Below are 18808 nucleotides of genomic sequence, written 5' to 3' on the forward strand. Positions count from 1 at the left end.
TACTAGCTGAATTTCTCGGTGAATTGCTCGGAAAAGTCGCGGGTGGGCAGCGCGGGCGCGTCGGCGGTGTAGGCGGGGGTGGGCATCCAGGGCGTGAACTTCACGGTGCCGCCGTTCAGGTCGAGTTCGGCCTTGCCAATCTGCCCGCCGATGCCCAGCGAAGTCGTTAGCCGGGTGGTGCCGTCCAGGCCGCGCAGCGTGCACATGGGCACGGAACAACTGGCCTGCTCGCGGGCGGGGCGCACGGATTGCACGTCCACCGCCTGCCCGGCCACGGTAGCGCTGTAGGTTGCGGCCCCGAAGCCATGGTAGCGGCGCAGTAGCTCGGAGGCCGATAACTGCCGGTTGGCATCGGTCAGCACGCCGTTAGTATCAGGGGCCAGCAGCACCAGGGCGCTGTCGGGGATGGTGTCGCCGGATAAAACGGCTGCCGCCACATCGCCGGTGAGGCGGGTGCTGGTGCGGGTGGTTTTGTTCTGGCCCTCGCGGGTGTTCACGCAGCCGCCCGTGCCGTAGTCGAGGCTGGCCTTGCCAAAGAAGATGCCCCGGTCCAGGTCTTCCGTGGTGGCGGCCGTAATGGTCAGTTCCTCGTAGCGGGGCAGCTGGCCGGTGCGGTAGGTGTAGGCGGCGGGCAGTTGCGCGGTTTCAATAGCGGTCAGGTCGAGCACGGCCCCGGCGGCGCGGCTGTTGTCCACGTAGGCGCGGTGCTCTAATCGAAGCCAGCCGGTCACCGGGTCGATGAACCAGCCCACGTCGTGCAGGGCCGAAAGGTCCGAGAGCAACGTTTTCAGGCTTATCAGCAGGCGCGTAGCCGCCTCGCTGGCCCCGTAGCGCTTCACGTCGGAAGCGGCGGAAAGCAGCAGGCGCGGCAGCTCGTTGGCGGTGCCGGTTTCGCCGGTGGCCGGGTTGGCGTCGGCCGAATAGAACTGGCTCAGCAGGGCCGCCGTGGGGGGAATCAGGGCCGCTACTGCCGGGATGGGCTGGGCGGTGCCGTTGATAACGGGCATAGCCGTTTGCTGGAGCAGGTAGCGCACGCCGTCAAGCAGGGGGAAGCATCTTCCGAACGCAAACGTGCCGAACTTCCACCAGAGGCTTTTCGAGTTGGAAGGCGCGCTGCCGCCCTGGTCAATGGTGCGGCGCACGTTCAGGCACAGCCCACCATCAGCCTCACTATTATAAGCCCCGCCCAGGCTTTGGCCTTCGCCGGTGCCAGTGATTTTAAGGTACTTGCTTTGGTCGTAGCCGTAATCGTTGGGCGTGGTGTAGCAGGGCAACAGCAGCAACTGGTCGCCATAAATCGGCAGGGAGGCCGGATTGTCCGGGTCGTTCCAGTTGCCGTAGTTGGTGATTTTGTACGACTTAAACCCGCTGATTGACGGACTTTTAACGTAGTCAACGGTGTGTGCGGGGGTGGTATTCTCCTGCAATACCTGCCAGCCTGCGCCCGATTTGTCTACAATCGTGTAGGAGGTGACCCCGCCCGACGTGGCGGCCGTCATGGGCACGTTTTTGAGCCGGTAGCGAAACAGCAACATGGTGCTGTCGTGCCGCCCGCCCTGCGTGAGGGTACCGGTTATCCAGCTGGTGTTGGTCAGAAAAATGCCCCACCCATCGGTGCCGATGTAATCGGCCTGGTCGGCAATGTCAATGCGCTGAAACTCGACAAAGATGTAGCTGGCGAGCGTGGCGAGTTCGGCGGTTACCTGCGCGCGTTGAAGCACATTGGGCGTCGCCAGAATGTTGTATTCCTGGTCGTAGTTCTCTAGGAAAACCCGGTAAGCATCATCGGTAGCAGGGGTTACTGTCGCCGTGCCAGCATTGTAGTCCCAAGCGATTTCGTTGCACGTAAAGACAAACTGTTCTTCGTGCTCAAAGTTGGCGTAAGAGTGCGGCCGGGTTTCGAGCAGCAAGCCAATAGATTGACAGCGGGCATTGCTTTGTTCGATACCTAGTAAAAACAGGTAATCGTTGCCGGTGAAAATGAGGCCTTTGCTGAGCTTCTTCCGATAATAGAACGGCCCTGCGTTACTGCTTTCGCCCGGCTCCATTACCAACGTGCCCCCGCCGCCAGTCGCTAGGCGGGGCTGGCACACACGGGTTCGACTCCCTTGGATAAGGGAGAAGCGAATAGTAGCGGTGTCGGGCGCGGGAATGGGCAATGCCATACCCAAAAGTCATTTGGGAGGCGGCCCGGCCGGAAACCAGGCGGTTACCAGTCTTTCCCTTTGTTTTGCGCAATTATCGCCGACTGGAACGAAGAAGCAAGTGCCATAAGGTCGGCCTTAGTTGTTTCCTGCATCCCATTCCAGCGCGCTGTCATAGCCTTACGTGCTAATGTGGGCCAGTTGGCGGGGTATGTATCTGCTAGGTCTGCGCCAGATGGGAGGGCCATAGAATTGTTCAGCTCTCCCTTCTTGTACTTGATATTATCAATTAGCATTCGGGTCTTGCCGTCCTTAAAATCAAGGGCCATGTCATAGGTGAATGCGCCAGCATCGTTCACAATGCCAAGCCCCGCTTTCCACGTCAGGCTAATGGCTCTCGCGTGGACAACAAGCCGGCCAGCAGTCTTGTCTTCATACTGCTCTACGGTTTTGCCAGAGTTATACGTTTTGAATACCCAGTCCTTACCCTTTATAAAAAGGTCATCTTGGGAACCTGTTGCCGGCATAACCAGCACGAGTTGCGCCCGCCCGCTTTCGTCTGTTGATACAGTCGGGGCTGTTTGTGCCTTAAGGGCAAATGAGGCGAAAAGAGATATGAGCGCGGGTAGAATACATTTCATACCCGCCAATATAGCGGCTAAGAAATTGCCAGCCTGTCACTACTTCCCGCCGCGCAATTCTTCAAGCTCTAGGGAAGTAAGTACTAGCTCGGCCTTTGCTCTTCTTAACTGTGCCTTTAATTCATTGTAGTCGTTTCGTAAAACCTTGTGTTGCTCCTCCTCGCGCTGTAACAAATCCCAGCAAGCGGGGTCGCTTGTGGTGGTGCCGCGAATCATTGACGCATCGTTCCGAATGAGCCATTCCATGCTAATATCTGGGAATGACTCAGCCACCTTTGACACCATATCAAAGCTGGGTTTTGTCCTGCCTGTCACGACAGCATGAAGGGCGCTGTTGCTAACGCCGATATGGTCGCTCAAAGCAGATATACTAAGCCCCTTTAACGTGGCAATCTGCCGAAACCTATACCCAAGTTGATTTTCCATTTTTAAGCAATTTTTCGTTTATGCGAACACAATATGCTTTGATTGCGTATATTTGTATTCGTAACGCAACAAAGATACTGTTGTTACGCAACAAAAATCCTTTTTAACAAATAAAATGTCAAGACCCCCTCCACAAATCCTGCCCAACGAAAAAGGGGGCTGACCGCTGTAACGGCCAACCCCCTCGAACCAGATTTTTTCAAACCTGATTTCCACTACACAAATGTACAGCCACCAAGATTTATGGCCCACGCTTCAGGCCGATGTTCTCCGTAAACGTCACGCGGAACTGATGAAGCAATACACCGATGCACTGTTAGCCCAGGTTGAAGGCGTGTTCGAGATTACGATTCGCAGCCAGAATATTGAGCTAACCATTCAGCTAGATGGCATGGATGCTTCGCAAGCTGCCATTGAAGCAATCAGCAACAAACTATCGCGTATTGAGGCAGACATTGAGCGCCACACTATCAACGTTGGGGAGAACCTCGTATCTGAACGAGAAGAGGAGGCGAAAAAATGGACTGCCCGCGAAAAAGAGCGCGAGGCTGAGCGGCGGGAATACATTCAATCAGAGCTTGCCCAACAAGCGGCTGCGGCTGTGCCCGCTGCTATGCCCAAAGTTGGCCGACCCCGCAAATCTGCTGCCCTGCCATGCCGCGTGACCTCGGAAGAGGTGGCGCATTCAGCCCTGCTGGTTCCCATGAACAGCGGTAGCACTGCCCATGCTGTCGCCCGTGCCACCAACCTACCCCAAGGATAAGGCCATGCAAGAGCTAATCAAAAAAGACTGGAACGGCTTCGAAATTGAGTTCGAACTCATCGACGGCCAGCTGATGGCGAATGCTACGGCCATGTGCACAGCTTTCGGCAAGCGGGCTCAACACTGGCTTGACTTGGGCCAGACAAAGCGGTACATCAGCGCATTAGAAGCTAAGCCGGAAATTCCGGCTTTGGTAGAAACTCGGCAGGGCGGCAGCAACCCAGGCACTTGGATAAACGAACGCCTCATTTTGAAGCTGGCCGCGTGGCTGAATGTAGACTTCGAGATTAAGTGCGACGAATGGGTAGCTGAACTACTGCGCACTGGCAAGGTTGAGATGGCACCAACCCTTCCCCAAACGCAGGGCGAGCTAATCCTGATGCTGGCCCAACAGAATGTTGCCAATGAAAAGCGCCTGCTGGCTGTCGAGCAAGCCAGCGCCAGCCAGCAGCAGCAGGTGAATCAGATTGAGCGGCAAGTAGCAGAGGTCACGGCCCGCGTTACGACGGTCAACACCGACTTCTTTACGGTGGCCGGGTGGGCTTCCCTGCAAAAGAAGTCAGTGCCCACGTCCACGGCTAACGCGCTAGGCCGGAAGGCTGCGGCGCTCAGCAAAGCACAGGGCTACGACGTGGGCAAGGTATCAGATGCGCGCTACGGGGCCGTGAACAGCTACCATATTGACGTATTGCGGCAGGTTATCCCCTGAGCTTATTTGAAATGATGCCACGAAAAAGCCCCGCCGTGACTGGCGGGGCTTTTTCTTATTTCTTCCACGGGTTTTTCGGGGGTGGTCCGGCGGGGATGCCGGCGGGGACGTACACGCCCTGTCTGGGCTTGGGTTTCGTGGGCTTTTTCATGCTTGCGTGATTATGTGAATGCTTTTGGTGGTGGGGTCAATCAGGGCAATGCGCCCGTCGGGCAGCGTGTGGCTGTCCCATTTATCGGCCATTTGCTGGTTGCTCCTTTCGATGTTTGCCAGTTTGCTTTCCAGCCCGTCGAATTTGGCCTGTAGCGGCTCCATGCTCAGCCGGTAGCTGTGTTCGACATGAGCGGCTCGCTCTTGGCGCAACTGGCCCGGCAAAGCATGGTCGGGCAACAGTTGCTGCATGGCCGGCGCGCTCCAGTCAATGTCCTGCGGCCGGCCGGCATGAAGCGGGGCGAACAGCGATTTGTAATACTGGTCGGTCAGTTCGTGATTGGCAATAAACTCGCGCTTGTGGTAGGTGTAATCCTTGCGCCCCAATGCTTGGCTTTCTTCGTGCGGGTTGCCGTCGCCGGTGTACCCCGTGCTACCCAATCCGCCTTTAAAGAAGCTGCCATTAGCACCGGCCCCAATCTGGCTGGCGGCCTGGAATGCCTTGGCTTTGCTGGCGACGAAGGCGGCCACCAACAAACCAGCGGCCCCGATGCCCAGCGGCACGCCCACAAAGGGGATGGCGGAGAAAGCCGCGAACACGTTGGCCGCGGCCGTGGCGATGCTGCTGGCCTGGGTAATGGTGTCAATCACGACTTGCTCCTGGGCGGCCTTGCGTTGGTCAGCCAGCGCTTCCTTGCGCACGCGCTTCTGTTCGGCAATCTGGTCCTGCAAGCCCTTGATGTTGCTGGCGCTGCCTTCGCGGTTGAGGGCGATTTCGGCACTGAGCGAACTTTGCAGTTCGTTGATGTTCTGCGTGGCGGTGCCGGCTTTGGTGGCGGCGGCCTGCTGTTCGGCCTGCGTGATGGTGCCCAGCGACGAAAGCACGCTGCTGGCTACTTCGTCCAGGGCCTGCCGGAGTGCGGGGCTGTCGTTCTCGCCCAGTACCAGCTTGTAGATGCTGAAGGTGCTGCGCTTCTGCTCGGCATCCAGTTCCTTCTGCTGGTTGGCAATGCGCGCCAACTGTGCCCGGAGCGCGGCCCGCTCAATCTCGCCCTCCTTGTTGGTTTTGTTGAGCGTGTTGTTCAGGCTGTCCTCGGCGGCCTTCTTCTCAATGTCCAGCAGGGCCTGCTTTTCGGCGCGGGCGGCCTCGAACACCGAAATACCCGTACCGGCCCCGAACACCTGCCCGACGGCCTGGGCGTTGCTGCTGGCAAGGGTAGCGGTGCGCTGAATGCGGTTTTGCTCCTGCTGGGCTTTCAGGGCCAACTGCTCGCGCTGCCGGGCTTCCTCAAGGGCCTGCCGTTCGATGCCGTCGGTGTTGGCCTTGATGAGCTTGTCAAACTTGCGGTCGATGGCTTCAACCTCTTTCTCGTCGTTATCGGCCCGCAAGTCGAACAGGCGTTGTTCGCGCTCGGCGGTAATCTTGTAGAGGTCGGTGTAGTACTTATCCAGTGCAGTCAGCCGGAGGGCGGTTAGCTGCTGGGCCTGCACCCCGTCCACGGTGCCGTCGGCCTTTTCGCCCAATCGGCCCACGGCCGCGCTACCCCCGGCTTTGAGCGCCTGCTTGCGCAAATCCAGCTCGCGCTGCTCCAGCTTGGCTTTTACCGCGTCCACCTGGCGCAACGACTCCTCGAATACGGCGCGGGCTTTCCCGGCGGCATCGTCGGCCGACTCGGCCGCGGCTTTGGCGGCGAGGCTGGTCAGGGTGGCGCGCTCCTGTAGCAGGGCGCGCAGTTGGGATTCGTAAGAGAGGGCGGCCTTCTGCCGGGCTTTGGTCTGCTTCTCCAGCAGGTCATCAATCACCTTCTGGTCGGCAATGATGAGCAGATTCAGCGCGTGCGACTTGGTTTTGTCGGTGTTCTCCTCGCGCAGCTTTTCATCGGCCGCCAGCTTGGCGCGGGCGGCAGCCAGTAGGCCTAGTTCGCTTTCGTCGTTAATAGCCTGCCGAACTGCAATACTCTGCTGTTGAATTAGTCCCAGCGCAGCCTTGCGTTGCTGAACAACAGATTTTAGCGCAACCTCCTCTTGTTGTCCCCGGTCCCCACCATATGCCTGCACCAGCGCCGCATCTTGTGCGTTTGTTGGGATGAACGGGAAATTGCGTGCCACATTTGCAGCAGCAGCCCTTTTGGTGTTGTAGACAATCAGGTCGTCTTCGGCTTTTTTCAGCAGCCGCTCCTGTAGCTTGGTTTGGTCGGCCGCAAAGGCATTCACAGCCAGCGCCACATCTTCGCCTGCCGCTTTTGCGCTGGCCGCTACTCTCGCAAACCGTTCGGTAATAACCCGCTCGAAAATATCAACGCTAGGGCCGGCCGCATCCTGTGCGCGCTGGTCGTTGCTTTTCAGGAAATCGTTGACCTTGTTGTTTACAAGGGTTAGTCCCGTGATAAAATTGTGAATTACACCGCTATTGCCTTCGCCAATAGTGTTGAAAAGCTCTGTAAAGCTGTCCTTGAGGTTGGATATTTTGCCGCCAGTCGTGGCCGCAATGTGGTCACTGGCCCCCAGCACGCCATTTAATTCGCCAAGCCCAAAGATGTAATCCGAAATAGCCTGCTGGCTTTTCTCTACTACGGTAGTAACACCGCGAAAGGTTAGGGCTACAGAATCCCCTTGTTGCTTGGCTGTAATACCAAACTGCTTGAGCTGCACGAAGCGGCCCGTAGTAGCCCCGAGGAGCCCATTGGCGGCCGTATCAAAGTCCTTGCCAGAGGCGGCGGCTAAGTCGCCCAGTTGCTTTAGTTGCTGAATCGTAGGGTTGATGCCCACGTTTCGCAATAATGTGTATGCCTCTGTTACTTCCTTGACCTCGAAGGGAGCCGTCAGTGCGAAATTCCGCAACTGGGCAAAGCGCGCCTGGGCCAACTCCTTGTTGCCGCCCTCAATGGTTGTCAGGACTGCCCCTAGCCGCTCAAATTCGGCCGTGGTTTCGATAATATCGTCACCAATCTCCTTGAGCTTATTGACGGCAAACAGCCCGGCAAATGCACCCGCGACCTTTCCTAGTACAGTAGACAAAAAGCCGCCTGAATTGCCTGCGCTGGCCGTAGCCGCCCCCGCCTCTTTCTGGGCGGCGGCTTCCTGTTTGGCGGCGGCGGCGGCATCGCGGGCAGCCGCGGCCACCAGCTTGGTCTGGTTGGTTTCCTCCCGGCGGGCATCGCGCACGGCCTGCACGCTGGCCCGCTCCTGGTCGGTGGCAGCCTTGTTTTCTAAGATGGCCGCTTTGGCCTCCTTGATTTTCTGGGTGTTCTCGGCAATCAGCCCTTTCAGGCGGTTGTATTCGGCGGTGCTGGTGCTGGCTTTTTGGGCAGCGGCCAGTTCGCGGTTGGCATCAACCAGGCGGCGCACTTCATCAGCCGCCGACTTGGTGGCCGCCTGGGCGTTGCGTACTTCGGCGGCCCCGGCGGCGATGCGGTTGGAGTAGTTGACGGCCTCAGCAGCGGCAGCGGCGAAGCTCTTGGTGGTGGCATCGCCGGCGGCCTGAGCGGCTTGGGCTAATTGGTTGGCAGCCTTCTCCCCAAGCCCCAGCTGGTCGAGAAAGGGCTGAATATCTACGCCTAATCTTCCGGTGCTCAGGTCGCTCATGGTTACGGGGTGGTTTTGGTGTTGCGCCGGTGAGCGTCAAGAAGTGCGTAGAAATCAGGGGCGGGCATTTGCATCAGGGAGGCGTAGGCTTCGGGCCGGCCGCCGCCCACATGGAAAAGCACATCGGCCCAATAGGCATCGAGGGCGGCCAGCTTATCGGCTAGGCGGGGTCCGGTTGGGCTGCTTCCGCTGCTACTTCTTCCAGACTTGGGTAGTGAGTCGAGGTACGAAGCAGTTGCGCGAAGGCTTGACGCGTAAAAAAATCAGCATCCACAGCCCCCCATGCCGTGTCTACTTTGCGGGTGATGGCGGCGTGGTCGTAGGTGGTGGGGTCTTCGTCGGGGGCGTTGTAGAACAGGGCCACAATCTCGGCCTCGCGCATCCGGTTGGCCCCCAGCAGGTCGGCCCCGTCCATCAGGCGGCGCAGCTTGGCGCACCCATCCACCAGCTTCAAGCCGTTCAGGTCGGCTACTACTTCCACCAGGGCGCGCTGCACAGCGGGGATGCCCATGTTGAACTGTAGCTCCGTCTGGAACCGCTGCAACAGCCGGGCGCGGCCCAAGGCCAGCGTGGGCGTGCGGGTGTAGGTCACGCCGCCGGCCTCGAAGCTGTCGCAGTTCAGGGGCGGGGAGATGATGGCGGGCGGGGTTACTGGCTCCACTTGTTGACGATGATTGAAAGAATGATGGTGATGGCCGTAAAGCCCAAATGGGCCAGCAGGTGGTAGGCGGAAAGCGGAAACAGTAGCAGGTAACCCCAGAAAGCGAACTGCCCGGCACAGCACTTGAAGCAGCCCCAGGCGGGCCCCCACCACCACGCGTCTTCTATTTCGCGGCCGTCATGCTCGCAACTGGCCGCGGAGGGCAGGCGCCGATACTTCGCCCGCGCCCACGCCTGCACCGGCGCCAGCAGCATCCCGGGCCGCACCAGCACATCGGCCCAGCACACGGCCAGCGAAGCCAGTAGCAGGGCGTAAATCCAATAAGCAGGCGTGAGTGCGGTTAGCATGAGCGGGGTACAATGGTGGGCAGTTCATCGGCAGGGCAGGCCGGGCGGTAGGCGTAGCGGCATTTCAACTCCAGGCCCAGTAGCCGGTAAGGCGGGTAGAGCATGGGGTTCAGGTCGGCCGCGTAGGTGTACTTGCTGAACAGGGCGGCCTCAGCGGGTAGAATGGAAGCCGTGATGAGCAGCCCCTCGTACTCGCCCGACGTGCCGGCCATGTAGCGGTAATCGACGTTCAGCGCCTTGTTGATGGCGTCAATCATGGCCGCCTCGGGCAGGGGTGCGCTGAACAGGGCCGGGTTGAACCAGCCCAACAGGCGCAGCGTGGACTCCTTGCCCTTGATGTTGGTGCCCGGCAGCGTGTAGCCGGTCGTGCCCTGGTCCTCGAAGAACACGATGCTGGCCGTGTTCTGGTCGGGCAGCAGGTAGCGCTCATCTTTCACGCATTCCTCGGCATCATCGGGATAAGCCAGGGCTACGGGCGTTTTGATGCGCCGGGCCTGGGCTTCCGGTCCAAACGTTTCCTCTTTGTTCTCATCGACGGGGCGCGCCAGGCCTACCACCCGTTCGAGAAAGGACAGCGGGCGCAGGCGGGCAGCGAGGAAGGCGGCTAGTTCGGTGGTCACGATTAGGAGCGGCTAAAGCATAAAGTGAAATCATTGGCCTTGCGAAAGGCATCCCACTCAGCTAGTATTTGCAGAAAAGGGCCTTCAATGTAGTAGCACCCGTGCACGGTGCGAATCCAGGTCAACTCGCTGGGCCACGGGAATGCCCGGCCGGTTTCGTCTTCAACCGCATACACGTCTGCCCAAAGAAATGCGCAGCGGCTACCAGTCACCTCTTTGGTGTTTTCATCTTCTGCGATGCGTACAGCCTGCCGAATACTCATGCTTGAAAGACCGTCTTTAGGATTCGCACTACTTCCGCTTGCACCGCGGCCTGCGCCTCGGCCTCTTCGCTCGGAGTCGGCAGCAGCCAGTTCCCGTACCGCTTGAGGTTGTGCTCGACCTTGCTCGCGCTTTCGGCATCGGCGGCGATGATGCGGGCGAAGAACACCGCGCCCTGGTTGCCCGCGCCGGTTGTGGTAAGCGCCCGAATCATGCGCCCGCTGTGCGTCAGGTACACGGCATCAACCGGCAGCCCTTCCGCAGCCCGCAGGCCCGCCCAGGTGCCGGTGCGGTTCTTTTTGATGTAGTTCCGGCCGCCCGCGTTCAGCGCTTCCTTGGTGAAGAAGAATGTGGGCACCGGGCGCGAGCTGTAGAGCTTGCCCGTCAGGCCCTGCGACTGCACCCGCAGCGTCACCAGCGCCAGCACGGTAGACGCGTAGAGGAGCGCCAACCGGGGGCCGGCCAGCGTCAGCGCCTCGCGGGCCTTGTCAATGCGGGAGGACAGCGTTTCCACTTAGTAGGTTTTGGTGATGCGCGGCCCGCAGGGGTTCGGGGCGCAGGTGTAGCAGGGATGGGTGAGGCGGCCCAGGCCGGCGGGCTGCGAGAGCCAGGCAATCATCTGGTCGGCGTAGGGCTTGAATTCCTTGTTGGCCAGGTAGTCCATCTGTTTGGTGTCAAGCAGCGTGTAGCGGCTGTAGTTGGCTTGGCTGAACAAGTCCATCAGGAAGTAGTAGCCGCTCATGGCCTGCACGGCTTTGGCCAGCGAGTCGGCTAGCTCCGCGTTGGCCGTGGTGGCATAGCAGAGCATGTCCGATTCGCTAGTGCCGCAGACTTCCTCTACCCGCAGCAGGAAGCCCGCGTTGTTGGTTTGGCTGGTAACGGCTGGTAGGTATGCACGAATCGACTGCGTGAAGGGGCCGCCGCCGCAAAAGCAATACACCTGCCCGGTTAGAGGCCGCACGCCGTCGGGCAGCACGGCCGTGAGCGTGTGCGCCTGACCGTCGAAGGGAATCAGAAACGGGGTGATGGGCGCAAGCGGGCCGCCGGTGGTGATGGTGGCGACCGGTACCCCGTCCAACTGAATCACCACGTCGGCCACGGCCACGGTGGTTTGCAGGGCCAGCGCCGTTACCCGGTAGGCCCCGCCCTCGGCGTAGCCGGTGGTGAGCGTGAGGGCCGGCGCGCCCTGGTACACGCTGCCGTTGCCGGGCTTGCCCAATTGGCCGGAAGCGGTGAAACGGGCTTGTCCGAAGCCGTATTTGGGGCCCTGCTGAATGGCTGTCCGCACGTAGGAGGCGGCGCTGGTGCGGGCTTTGGCCAGCCGGTCGTACAGGTCGGTGCCTGGGTCACCCTTGGCGGCTTGGAAGCTCAGGCCGGCCAGCTGCGAGACGAACACGCCCCCGGCCGCGCTGCCGGTGCGGCTGCTGGTGGTAATCCAGTCGGTATCGCCGCTGGGGAATGGGAAGCACGGCAGCGCCTCGGGGGCAAGGCCCACAAGGGATTCTAGGCAGTTGAGCGGCTCGGTTGGCATGGCTCAAAGGTGCCAGCAGGGGCCGCCCGGCCGGAAACCTGACGCAAAAAGCCCCGGCTGTATCGGGCCGGGGCTTTCATAGCATAGCGGATAGGATGGCCTACGCGCCGCGCTTCACGGCCAGGATACCGGGGCGGCCTACCGACGTGCCAACGCCAGGGGCTTTGTACACGCCCAGGTTGGCTTTCAGCTTGTAGGTGTAGCCGATGTCCGAGTGGGAGAACCCGCCGGCGATGTCGGAGCAACCGAGCGTCGAAAACAGGTCGTAGCTGATGCCGCCGCCGGCCGTGATGGCCTGCGACGCCATGGTGCTGCGCACCTGCTGCACCGTGCCGCCGATGAGTTCAGGGGCCGACGGGTTGAACGTCTTGTAAAACAAGGCCACGGCACCGCGCTTGATGATAAAATCATCTGCGGTGGTGATGCCGGCAGCGGTGAAGCCCAGAATATCCTCGTAAGGAGCCAGGGCCGCAGCGCGGGCAGCGTCGCCCTTGCCGGTGTCGTTGCCCTGGTTCAGGCGGGCATTTTCCAGGTAGGTGTACAGCGCGCCGTCGTCAATCACGTAGGGCATGCCCATGCGGTTTTTTACGCCCATGAGCTTCAGGTCGGCGTACATGCTCAGGCCCCAATTGGCGCTCGGCACGGTGATAACGCCAGCGGCTTGCGTGGCGTAGGCGGGCAGCGTGCCGGTGACGGCGGCATCGGAGAGGGCCAGCAGGCGCGCCAGGGTGTAGGCGTTCACGGCGTTGTCCATCGCAATCATGCGGCGGGCCAACAGAAAAGCCGTTTCCTCCTCAATGGTGCGGCCCATGCGGCGGGCCGATTCTGCCGAAACCGAGAAGATGGTTTCAATGCACTTGGGCACGGCAATGTTGATGGCGTTGCCAGTGGCCGGCGTGCCGGTGAACGAGCAGTCGCTGGTGCAATCCTGCGTCGCGCCGTTGTCGTCGGTTTCCCACACGATGTCCACGTTGTCCGTGGGCGAGGCGGTGAGCAGCTCCTGGGCGCGGGCGGCCTGCTGGTTGGCTTTTACCGCGTTGGCGGTGTCGGCCATTACTTCATTGAAGGCCAGGCCCTGCAGGGTTTCGGCGTAAACCTGCTCGGCGCGCTCGCGCACGTTCAGGACATAAAGGGCACTTAAATCAGCCATGGTGGCGGGTTGGGGGTTTCGTTGTTAGGTGGTTGGGTTCCGGCCCTCCCAGTAGGCTTTCACCTCCTGCCGCTGGGCAAGGGGCAGGCGCTGGTCGGCGCGGATTGCCAAAACTTCGGCCTCGGTCGTGGGGGGCGCGCCTTTGTACTCCTTGAACTCGAACTTGCCCGGCGTGCCGGGGGCGGGAGTGCCATTGGGTACATGGTCACGCTTCTTCGCCTCGGGGAGGTCAAAGCCAAAATCAGTGGTCACCACGTCGCGCATGAATTCAGTGAAGGATTTGCTTCCGCCTGCTCCGTTGTCGAGCAACTTGCCCGAAGCATCGATGGGGGCGAAGCTTCCGTCGGCTTCTTTCTTGCGGGGGTGGGCCAGAATCTCAGCTACCATGCGGTCCACCTGCTTCTTTGCTTTGGCGGGGTCAGTGTTCAGGTTGGGGTTCAGCTCTTCCGTGATGTAACGGCGGGCCTGAGTCTCTAACTGTGCATCTTCCTGCTCCTTCAAAAAGGCAGTGCGCTTGGCTTCCAACGCGGTTTCCGCATCCTTGCCAGCTTGAGCCACGGCCAAAAGCTTCTCGTTGTGAGCGTCCGTAAGGAGTTTTTTCACAATGGGATTCTCTCGGGCCTGGTCTTCGGTCAGGGTATTGCCCGACCTGCTGGCAGCTACGGTTTCGAGTTGGTCTAAACCCTCGCTGAGCTTGTCGAACGACGGGGCTTCAACGCCACGCGTTTTCAGGGCCTTCTCCACGTCCTGCTTAATCTTGCCCTCGGCCCGCTGGTAGCCGGCCGTATCCAAGGTTTCGCGGTTGTCTTTGAATGCTTTCGACAAGCCTTTGATGGCTTCATCCGATTCAGCGTAATCGGCAACGGTTTCGGCTGGAATGTTCAGCGCTCGGGCTACCTGCCCGACAAGGCGTTTAAATTGGTCTTCCATGATGGGGCCTAAGCCATTAGGATAGCAACCGCGTCAACTTGAGCGGCCAAAGGCCCGGGCAGCCGGCCCGGGCTTCGGGACTACTTCTTGTCCTCGGCCTTCTCGGCTTTGGCGGGTTTTTCGGCGGTGGTCGGCAGGTCGGCGGGCTTCTCGGCCAGCTTCACCACCTCGTATTTCGTTTTGAACGTGCGCTCACCGAACCCTTTTTTCATGGCCTCGATGTCAGCGTCGGTGGCGTGTTCGGGCGTGGCATCGCTGCCTTTCACGCGAACCGTGTGGGTATAGGCGGGCTTCGTGCTCATGCCTATTTCAGGTCAGCCGGCTTGTCCACGGCTACTTCCCAGCCGCCGTGCGCGCCTTTGGTTTCGAGGGTGTCCCAGGCCAGCTTCGAGAAGTAGCGGTTGCCCAGTTCGGGGTGCACAGCGTACACGTCATCGGGGGCGGGGATATAGGGCGTGCCAGTGGTAGTTTCGGCCGTGAGCGCCGTGGGCGTGAGAGCCGCCACATCGGCGCGGCGCTTGAGAATCTGAAGGTGCTTCTCGTAGTCTTTCTCGGACGCATTATCGACGTCGAAGTCGGGTGCGCCGGGCTTTGGGGTATCCATAGGGCAAGGGGTTGAGGTGAAGTATCTTTCGCTCCTCAAACTTCCCCAGCGGCCACACGCTGCCCGAAACGCCCATGCGCTATCCTGCTGTTCGCCGTCGCTACCGCCCGCGCCTGCCGCTGGACTTGACCATTACCGCGCTACCGTTGGGCCTCGGCTTCTCGTTGGACCTGGGCCGTATGCTGTGGGACTTGGAGGTAAAGGAGACGCTAAAGGAGTTGGGGATGGGGTAGGTTGCAGTTGGTGCTTCCGTTTCTTTTCGTTACTTGGGGTTTCACCAACACCTATTCGTAATGCCCGTTAAGCAGCTATTTGCCACATTCGCCGGCCGACCCTTCACCGAGCATGAATACACTCCAGAGGACCTCTGCCAATTGCCCGAAGTCGGCAAGCGCTACTATCTCGAACTAACCGAGGGGGATGGCAGAAACGGGGGCACAAAGGTTCGTGTGGCCATCGCTCCAAAAGACAACGAGTCCCATTGGGGCGAACTCCGCGAAGACCGACCTGTTCCGCGGGTGTCTTACATCGTCTATTCGCTTGAAAACAAGTTCGAATCAGAGTGGCGTGACATTCGAGAGGCTATATTGATTCCGTAATCAGCCAAAACAAAAGCCCCGGCATTGCTGCTGGGGCTTTTTCGTGGGGTCCGGCCTTATGCTGGCCCGTGGGCTTCGCTGCCGGCAATGCGCCCCAACTACTTCCGAAACAGCTTCTGCATCAGATTCTTTTTCGTGGGCGCTTTGGCCTTGATGGCGCGCTGCTGGGCTACGTGCTGCATGGAGTCGAGAAAGAGCCCATCCTTCCAGCCGGTCACCTGAGCCAACAGCGTGGCCTCATCGGCGGGCCGTAAGTCGGGCTCGCCACTGGCTTTTAGGAAGGTGTCGTAGATGAACGTGGCCTGTTGGTCGGGAGTGAGTTCCATGCTGCTAAGATACTGGCTTGATGTACAATTTGCCGTCTTTATCCTCTGCTAATTCGGGCCGTATGCGCGTAGCCACGTTGGCCGGAATGGCGTGCAGGTGGTGCCGGCAATTGTAGCCGCCTAGGTCGCTCCAAGAATCGTAAGGGTCGGGCTTTCCTGCGAATAATCCTTCTTTTTTGTTCGTATACCCCGTGTATTTATCCTTGCTAGTCCCGAATAGTTCTATTTCCCAATCTAGAAATACTTTGCCATTGCGGGCAATGCAGAATGGGCGACTTGATTCTATCAGTCCTCCTTGGTAGAGGTAGGCAGTTAATCCTAATTCTTTGCCAGACAAAACCGATAGCATCCGGTCAGCTTTGGCAAAGTCTTCTGGTGCGCTGCGGTACAACTCCTGCACCACGCCCAGCGCATTGCCCGAGCCTGGCCCACTGCCCAACACCAGTGCATTGAGCCCATCCCTGTAGCCGTTCAGCCCCACGCCGGAAGCCTGTGCGGAATAAGCGTAGGTTAAAACCTGCTTGGTGAGTCCGTCCTTCACCGCGCCCATCGTGGCCGACAGGTAGCCGCCGGGCACCAGCTGGCCCGACGAATCCAGCCCGAGCCGCGCCGTGAGGAAGCCCGTCAGGGGCGCTTTTAGCCGCTGGTAATCCGTGAGGCCCAGCGCGGCGAAGTAATCGAGCTGAAGCCCCGGCAGATGCAGCAGCGACTGGCCGTAGAAGGCGGCCAGGGGAGCCAGCACCGTGTTGGCGTATTCGGCCAGCAGGGCGGGCAGCAGGGCCGCGTCGGCGTGCAGGTCTTTCAGGCGGGCAAGCAGGCCTTCCCACAGCAGTTTCTGCGCCTCTTCGACGTGCTGGTTCAGCAGGTCCTCCAGCGTCTGAATGGCGGCGGAACGGGAGCGGGCGGCTTCTTCGGGCGTTTTCACTACTCAGTATTTTGCATGAGCAATTTCGCGGCAGCCTGTAGCCTGCAGTAAGCCTGAGCTAGCACAGCGTACCTGTTGCCGGCCGCCGTATCGAACTGCCTAGAGCGCTCTAGCCGTTCTTGTATGTTGAGACGCATGTCATGCAGCGATTCCGTAGCGCGCTCTGCTGCCACGTTCATTTTCTCAATATCCGCTAGCATTCCAGCCTGCCATTGGTCGCTTCCGAGGGCTTCGCGCAGTGGTTCAAGTTCTTCGGTTGTCATGGAGCCAGTTGCTTAAAATCGATTATGGTAAGGCTGTTCCGCGAATACCATGTTAATCAAGTGCAGTTTTTCAAAAAGCGGGGTTTCTATCAACCCGTAGGCGCTTTTTAGATTGATGCGTTCGTGGATGTTAAGCTGCTGAACATAGGCGCGCTTGTTATGGGCAATGGTTTTTATGGCCATCGCCTTGTTTTTTGCCAGCTTAAAATCGATGTAGTACACCGTTATCCCTTCGGTCTTGATTAAGCTCATGGCGTTGTTTGTTTACGCGGGAACCGCCGCTGCCTGCGCGGATGGCGTCATATTGAGCCGGCCGAAGCTTCCAGCAGCCGCCGGGGCGGTGAGCTTGCCCTTGATGATGTCAATCTGGGCTTGCACAGCCACGGCCTGCGCTTCGGGGGTAAGTTTGTAGAAGTTCTTGTCGGCCAGCTCGGCATCGTAGAAGATGCGGTCGGCGTTGATGCGAATCAGCTGGTCGTCTTCAGGGATCTTGCCCAGGGCCACGTACTGAATAAACAACTGGTCCGGAATGCCCAGCGTGGGAATGAAGCGGCTGCGCACCAGGTAGCGCCGCAAGCCCTCGGGGTCGTTGGCGTGGGTCTTGCGCATGATGGCGTTCTGAATGCGCGTAATCTCGTCGGCCCGCACCCCGGCGGCCACGGCGGCGGCCAGCTGGTTGTACAGGTCCGTCTCGCTTTTCAGGTCGAGCCCGTCGGGGAAGTCGTAAATCAGCGTCAGGCCCTTGCCGGCATCCACGTAGGCAGCCGCCACGGTGCCGTGGTGCACGTAGGCCCCGCTGAACCAATCCGCGAACGGCGTGAGGGCTACGGCCATTTGGTCGGCCATGTCGGCTACCTCCGTGGCCGTAGCTGGCCCGGTGGTTTTCTGCTGCACCTGCCGGCCGAAGACGGCCTTGTACACCTTATCGGACAGCCAGTCCTGAAACTTGAGCTGGAACTCGGGGATGCTCGCATCCGGCCCGACAAAGGCCAGCATGTCGGTCAGCTTGAGCTTGTTTTCTTCGGGGTTGGGCGAAAGCGGGATTTCAATCACGTCGCTCGCGCTCTTGCTCAGCCGCTCCAGGCCGCTGCCGTGGCACTTGGGGCAGCGGAAGTCGTTCGGGTTGCTGCTGGCCGGGTTGCGGCACAGGCCCTTGTCGCAGCCGCCGTATTCGTCGTAGCCGGTGCAGGCTTGCGTGTACTGCAACTGCCGGGGCATGGCCATGTTGCGCATGACAATCTGCAGCTCATGGCCGGTCTTTAGCTCCAGCTTCAGCCACGAAATGGCGCGATGGAGTGGGGAAATGAACACCAGCCCCTGCGCGCCCTGGTCGGGCACGTAGCCCAGCGGGGAGGCGGGGACGCGGCCGGCCCCGTGCTCGAATACCTGGTAGTGGTACTTCACTTTGTCGGCCTCCATCACCACGCCGGTAGCCGCTTCGGGGCCGCCGGGAATGGTATGCACGTTGCCGCTATCGACGGGCCAGTAGTCTACCGCATGGTCGGGCAGGTAGGACGTGTAGCGGTGCAGGGCCTCGGTGTTGTCGGCGTTGCTGATGGCGTAGCGGGCCGTCATGCTGGTTACCTCTCCCGCCGAACGGGTAAAGTGTACCACGGCCGACGAAGGCAGCAGCACCGGGTACGGGCGGGCCTTCTGGATGCGGTAGTCGAACGGGTCGAAAGCGGTGAGTAGCCAGGCGTTCGGGTCGGTCATGGCCACCGTCTGGGCGATGTGTTCGGCCAGGTAGTCCTGCAGCGGCTTGTTGTTGTAGTAGCCGTTCAGGGCCTGCGTCACGGCCGCCGTGAAGCGGGCGCGCTCGGCTTCGCCCAGGGCTTCATCGTACACAATCTTGCGCTCGACCTGCCCATCCCGCAGCCGGGCTACCTTGTAGAACTGCGTAGCCAGCTCGCCCCAGGCCGCCTCGCAGGTCGCCACGTAGAGCCGAAACAGCCGTTGCAGCGTTTCTTCGGACTCGCCCTGCCAGTACACGCGCAACAGGGACGTGACGTCCCCGGTGGCGAACTTGCGGCACTCAATGGCGTAATCGACCACGCGGGTGTAGTCGGGGTGCCAGGCGCTGCTTCCTTGCAGCAGCATGGCGGAGATGAGGGGAATGCTTTGGTCGGGCGTCATGGGCTACGGGCGTAGCACAAAGGAGCGGGGGGGAGCGGCC

Annotated in this window: 23 protein-coding genes; 4 read left to right on the forward strand and 19 right to left on the reverse strand. The window is 60.2% G+C overall.

Features of this window, described 5'->3' with window-relative positions:
• Positions 1-2 precede the first annotated feature (2 nt).
• From ACYVM5_RS14555 to ACYVM5_RS14565, 3 genes are read right to left on the reverse strand one after another with little or no spacing between them, the layout of a single operon-like run.
• On the reverse strand, positions 3-2165 hold the full coding sequence (locus ACYVM5_RS14555; protein ID WP_460618832.1) for a hypothetical protein: 2163 nt from the start codon (positions 2163-2165) through the stop codon (positions 3-5).
• Positions 2166-2209: 44 nt separating this feature from the next.
• A complete protein-coding gene (locus tag ACYVM5_RS14560) occupies positions 2210-2785 on the reverse strand; it encodes a DUF4468 domain-containing protein (RefSeq protein WP_460618833.1) in 576 nt (191 codons plus the stop codon).
• 39 nt (positions 2786-2824) lie between these two features.
• Positions 2825-3211 (reverse strand): helix-turn-helix domain-containing protein, encoded by a 387-nt coding sequence (locus ACYVM5_RS14565; RefSeq protein WP_460618834.1) that lies wholly within the window; start codon positions 3209-3211, stop codon positions 2825-2827.
• A gap of 223 nt (positions 3212-3434) precedes the next feature.
• Between ACYVM5_RS14565 and ACYVM5_RS14570 the strand changes: the two genes are divergently transcribed.
• Together ACYVM5_RS14570 and ACYVM5_RS14575 are read left to right on the forward strand one after the other, a co-directional pair.
• Positions 3435-3974: a hypothetical protein gene (locus tag ACYVM5_RS14570; RefSeq protein ID WP_460618835.1), complete on the forward strand. Its 540-nt coding sequence runs from the start codon at positions 3435-3437 to the stop codon at positions 3972-3974.
• A complete protein-coding gene (locus tag ACYVM5_RS14575) occupies positions 3949-4683 on the forward strand; it encodes a KilA-N domain-containing protein (RefSeq protein ID WP_460618836.1) in 735 nt (244 codons plus the stop codon). Before ACYVM5_RS14570 ends, ACYVM5_RS14575 begins: the two co-directional genes overlap by 26 nt.
• Before the next feature lie 147 nt (positions 4684-4830).
• Here ACYVM5_RS14575 and ACYVM5_RS14580 read toward each other — a convergent pair whose 3' ends face one another.
• The 11 genes from ACYVM5_RS14580 to ACYVM5_RS14630 all read right to left on the reverse strand — a co-directional run bounded on the left by ACYVM5_RS14580 (position 4831) and on the right by ACYVM5_RS14630 (position 14522).
• Entirely contained in the window at positions 4831-8418 is a 3588-nt protein-coding gene (locus ACYVM5_RS14580) for a coiled-coil domain-containing protein (RefSeq protein WP_460618837.1), read from the reverse strand.
• A gap of 160 nt (positions 8419-8578) precedes the next feature.
• Positions 8579-9079, reverse strand: coding sequence for a hypothetical protein (locus ACYVM5_RS14585; RefSeq protein WP_460618838.1), 501 nt, complete (start codon positions 9077-9079; stop codon positions 8579-8581).
• The gene (locus ACYVM5_RS14590; protein WP_460618839.1) at positions 9067-9426 is read right to left on the reverse strand and encodes a hypothetical protein; all 360 of its coding nucleotides are present in this window, start codon (positions 9424-9426) and stop codon (positions 9067-9069) included. The genes ACYVM5_RS14585 and ACYVM5_RS14590 overlap by 13 nt, the downstream gene beginning before the upstream one ends.
• Positions 9420-10046 (reverse strand): hypothetical protein, encoded by a 627-nt coding sequence (locus ACYVM5_RS14595; RefSeq protein ID WP_460618840.1) that lies wholly within the window; start codon positions 10044-10046, stop codon positions 9420-9422. Before ACYVM5_RS14595 ends, ACYVM5_RS14590 begins: the two co-directional genes overlap by 7 nt.
• A 2-nt stretch (positions 10047-10048) precedes the next feature.
• Positions 10049-10309 (reverse strand): hypothetical protein, encoded by a 261-nt coding sequence (locus ACYVM5_RS14600; RefSeq protein WP_460618841.1) that lies wholly within the window; start codon positions 10307-10309, stop codon positions 10049-10051.
• Positions 10306-10821: a hypothetical protein gene (locus ACYVM5_RS14605; protein ID WP_460618842.1), complete on the reverse strand. Its 516-nt coding sequence runs from the start codon at positions 10819-10821 to the stop codon at positions 10306-10308. Before ACYVM5_RS14605 ends, ACYVM5_RS14600 begins: the two co-directional genes overlap by 4 nt.
• Positions 10822-11838: a hypothetical protein gene (locus ACYVM5_RS14610; RefSeq protein ID WP_460618843.1), complete on the reverse strand. Its 1017-nt coding sequence runs from the start codon at positions 11836-11838 to the stop codon at positions 10822-10824.
• A gap of 100 nt (positions 11839-11938) precedes the next feature.
• Entirely contained in the window at positions 11939-12988 is a 1050-nt protein-coding gene (locus ACYVM5_RS14615; RefSeq protein WP_460618844.1) for a hypothetical protein, read from the reverse strand.
• Between the two features lie 24 nt (positions 12989-13012).
• Positions 13013-13918, reverse strand: a complete 906-nt coding sequence (locus ACYVM5_RS14620; protein WP_460618845.1) for a hypothetical protein — start codon at positions 13916-13918, stop codon at positions 13013-13015.
• 80 nt (positions 13919-13998) lie between these two features.
• Positions 13999-14220 (reverse strand): hypothetical protein, encoded by a 222-nt coding sequence (locus ACYVM5_RS14625; protein ID WP_460618846.1) that lies wholly within the window; start codon positions 14218-14220, stop codon positions 13999-14001.
• Positions 14221-14222: 2 nt separating this feature from the next.
• Positions 14223-14522, reverse strand: coding sequence for a hypothetical protein (locus ACYVM5_RS14630; RefSeq protein WP_460618847.1), 300 nt, complete (start codon positions 14520-14522; stop codon positions 14223-14225).
• A 74-nt stretch (positions 14523-14596) separates the two neighbouring features.
• Between ACYVM5_RS14630 and ACYVM5_RS14635 the strand changes: the two genes are divergently transcribed.
• Together ACYVM5_RS14635 and ACYVM5_RS14640 are read left to right on the forward strand one after the other, a co-directional pair.
• Positions 14597-14755: a hypothetical protein gene (locus ACYVM5_RS14635; protein ID WP_460618848.1), complete on the forward strand. Its 159-nt coding sequence runs from the start codon at positions 14597-14599 to the stop codon at positions 14753-14755.
• Positions 14756-14815: 60 nt separating this feature from the next.
• Complete coding sequence (locus ACYVM5_RS14640) at positions 14816-15121, forward strand: hypothetical protein (RefSeq protein ID WP_460618849.1); 306 nt, start codon at positions 14816-14818, stop codon at positions 15119-15121.
• 98 nt (positions 15122-15219) lie between these two features.
• On the opposite strand, the gene ACYVM5_RS14645 is transcribed toward ACYVM5_RS14640, so the two are convergent.
• The 5 genes from ACYVM5_RS14645 to ACYVM5_RS14665 are packed head-to-tail and all read right to left on the reverse strand — an operon-like array spanning position 15220 to position 18768.
• Entirely contained in the window at positions 15220-15447 is a 228-nt protein-coding gene (locus tag ACYVM5_RS14645) for a hypothetical protein (RefSeq protein WP_460618850.1), read from the reverse strand.
• Between the two features lie 4 nt (positions 15448-15451).
• Positions 15452-16372 carry a hypothetical protein gene (locus ACYVM5_RS14650; protein WP_460618851.1) on the reverse strand — a complete coding sequence of 307 codons (921 nt, stop codon included), beginning with the start codon at positions 16370-16372 and terminating at the stop codon, positions 15452-15454.
• Positions 16372-16635: a hypothetical protein gene (locus ACYVM5_RS14655; RefSeq protein WP_460618852.1), complete on the reverse strand. Its 264-nt coding sequence runs from the start codon at positions 16633-16635 to the stop codon at positions 16372-16374. The genes ACYVM5_RS14650 and ACYVM5_RS14655 overlap by 1 nt, the downstream gene beginning before the upstream one ends.
• Positions 16636-16647: 12 nt before the next feature.
• Positions 16648-16887, reverse strand: a complete 240-nt coding sequence (locus ACYVM5_RS14660) for a hypothetical protein (RefSeq protein ID WP_460618853.1) — start codon at positions 16885-16887, stop codon at positions 16648-16650.
• 12 nt (positions 16888-16899) lie between these two features.
• Positions 16900-18768 carry a hypothetical protein gene (locus tag ACYVM5_RS14665; RefSeq protein WP_460618854.1) on the reverse strand — a complete coding sequence of 623 codons (1869 nt, stop codon included), beginning with the start codon at positions 18766-18768 and terminating at the stop codon, positions 16900-16902.
• Positions 18769-18808 lie beyond the last annotated feature (40 nt).

It is taken from the genome of Hymenobacter ruber, from assembly GCF_054783255.1.

Bases quoted from the DNA above. Each gene is read 5' to 3' on its own strand.
- ACYVM5_RS14635 (WP_460618848.1), top strand. From the start codon at position 14,597: ATGCGCTATCCTGCTGTTCGCCGTCGCTACCGCCCGCGCCTGCCGCTG.
- ACYVM5_RS14555 (WP_460618832.1), bottom strand. From the start codon at position 2,165: ATGGCATTGCCCATTCCCGCGCCCGACACCGCTACTATTCGCTTCTCC.
- ACYVM5_RS14640 (WP_460618849.1), top strand. From the start codon at position 14,816: ATGCCCGTTAAGCAGCTATTTGCCACATTCGCCGGCCGACCCTTCACC.
- ACYVM5_RS14645 (WP_460618850.1), bottom strand. From the start codon at position 15,447: ATGGAACTCACTCCCGACCAACAGGCCACGTTCATCTACGACACCTTC.
- ACYVM5_RS14600 (WP_460618841.1), bottom strand. From the start codon at position 10,309: ATGAGTATTCGGCAGGCTGTACGCATCGCAGAAGATGAAAACACCAAA.
- ACYVM5_RS14620 (WP_460618845.1), bottom strand. From the start codon at position 13,918: ATGGAAGACCAATTTAAACGCCTTGTCGGGCAGGTAGCCCGAGCGCTG.
- ACYVM5_RS14665 (WP_460618854.1), bottom strand. From the start codon at position 18,768: ATGACGCCCGACCAAAGCATTCCCCTCATCTCCGCCATGCTGCTGCAA.
- ACYVM5_RS14565 (WP_460618834.1), bottom strand. From the start codon at position 3,211: ATGGAAAATCAACTTGGGTATAGGTTTCGGCAGATTGCCACGTTAAAG.
- ACYVM5_RS14560 (WP_460618833.1), bottom strand. From the start codon at position 2,785: ATGAAATGTATTCTACCCGCGCTCATATCTCTTTTCGCCTCATTTGCC.
- ACYVM5_RS14630 (WP_460618847.1), bottom strand. From the start codon at position 14,522: ATGGATACCCCAAAGCCCGGCGCACCCGACTTCGACGTCGATAATGCG.
- ACYVM5_RS14655 (WP_460618852.1), bottom strand. From the start codon at position 16,635: ATGACAACCGAAGAACTTGAACCACTGCGCGAAGCCCTCGGAAGCGAC.
- ACYVM5_RS14580 (WP_460618837.1), bottom strand. From the start codon at position 8,418: ATGAGCGACCTGAGCACCGGAAGATTAGGCGTAGATATTCAGCCCTTT.
- ACYVM5_RS14590 (WP_460618839.1), bottom strand. From the start codon at position 9,426: ATGCTAACCGCACTCACGCCTGCTTATTGGATTTACGCCCTGCTACTG.
- ACYVM5_RS14615 (WP_460618844.1), bottom strand. From the start codon at position 12,988: ATGGCTGATTTAAGTGCCCTTTATGTCCTGAACGTGCGCGAGCGCGCC.
- ACYVM5_RS14570 (WP_460618835.1), top strand. From the start codon at position 3,435: ATGTACAGCCACCAAGATTTATGGCCCACGCTTCAGGCCGATGTTCTC.
- ACYVM5_RS14660 (WP_460618853.1), bottom strand. From the start codon at position 16,887: ATGAGCTTAATCAAGACCGAAGGGATAACGGTGTACTACATCGATTTT.
- ACYVM5_RS14610 (WP_460618843.1), bottom strand. From the start codon at position 11,838: ATGCCAACCGAGCCGCTCAACTGCCTAGAATCCCTTGTGGGCCTTGCC.
- ACYVM5_RS14625 (WP_460618846.1), bottom strand. From the start codon at position 14,220: ATGAGCACGAAGCCCGCCTATACCCACACGGTTCGCGTGAAAGGCAGC.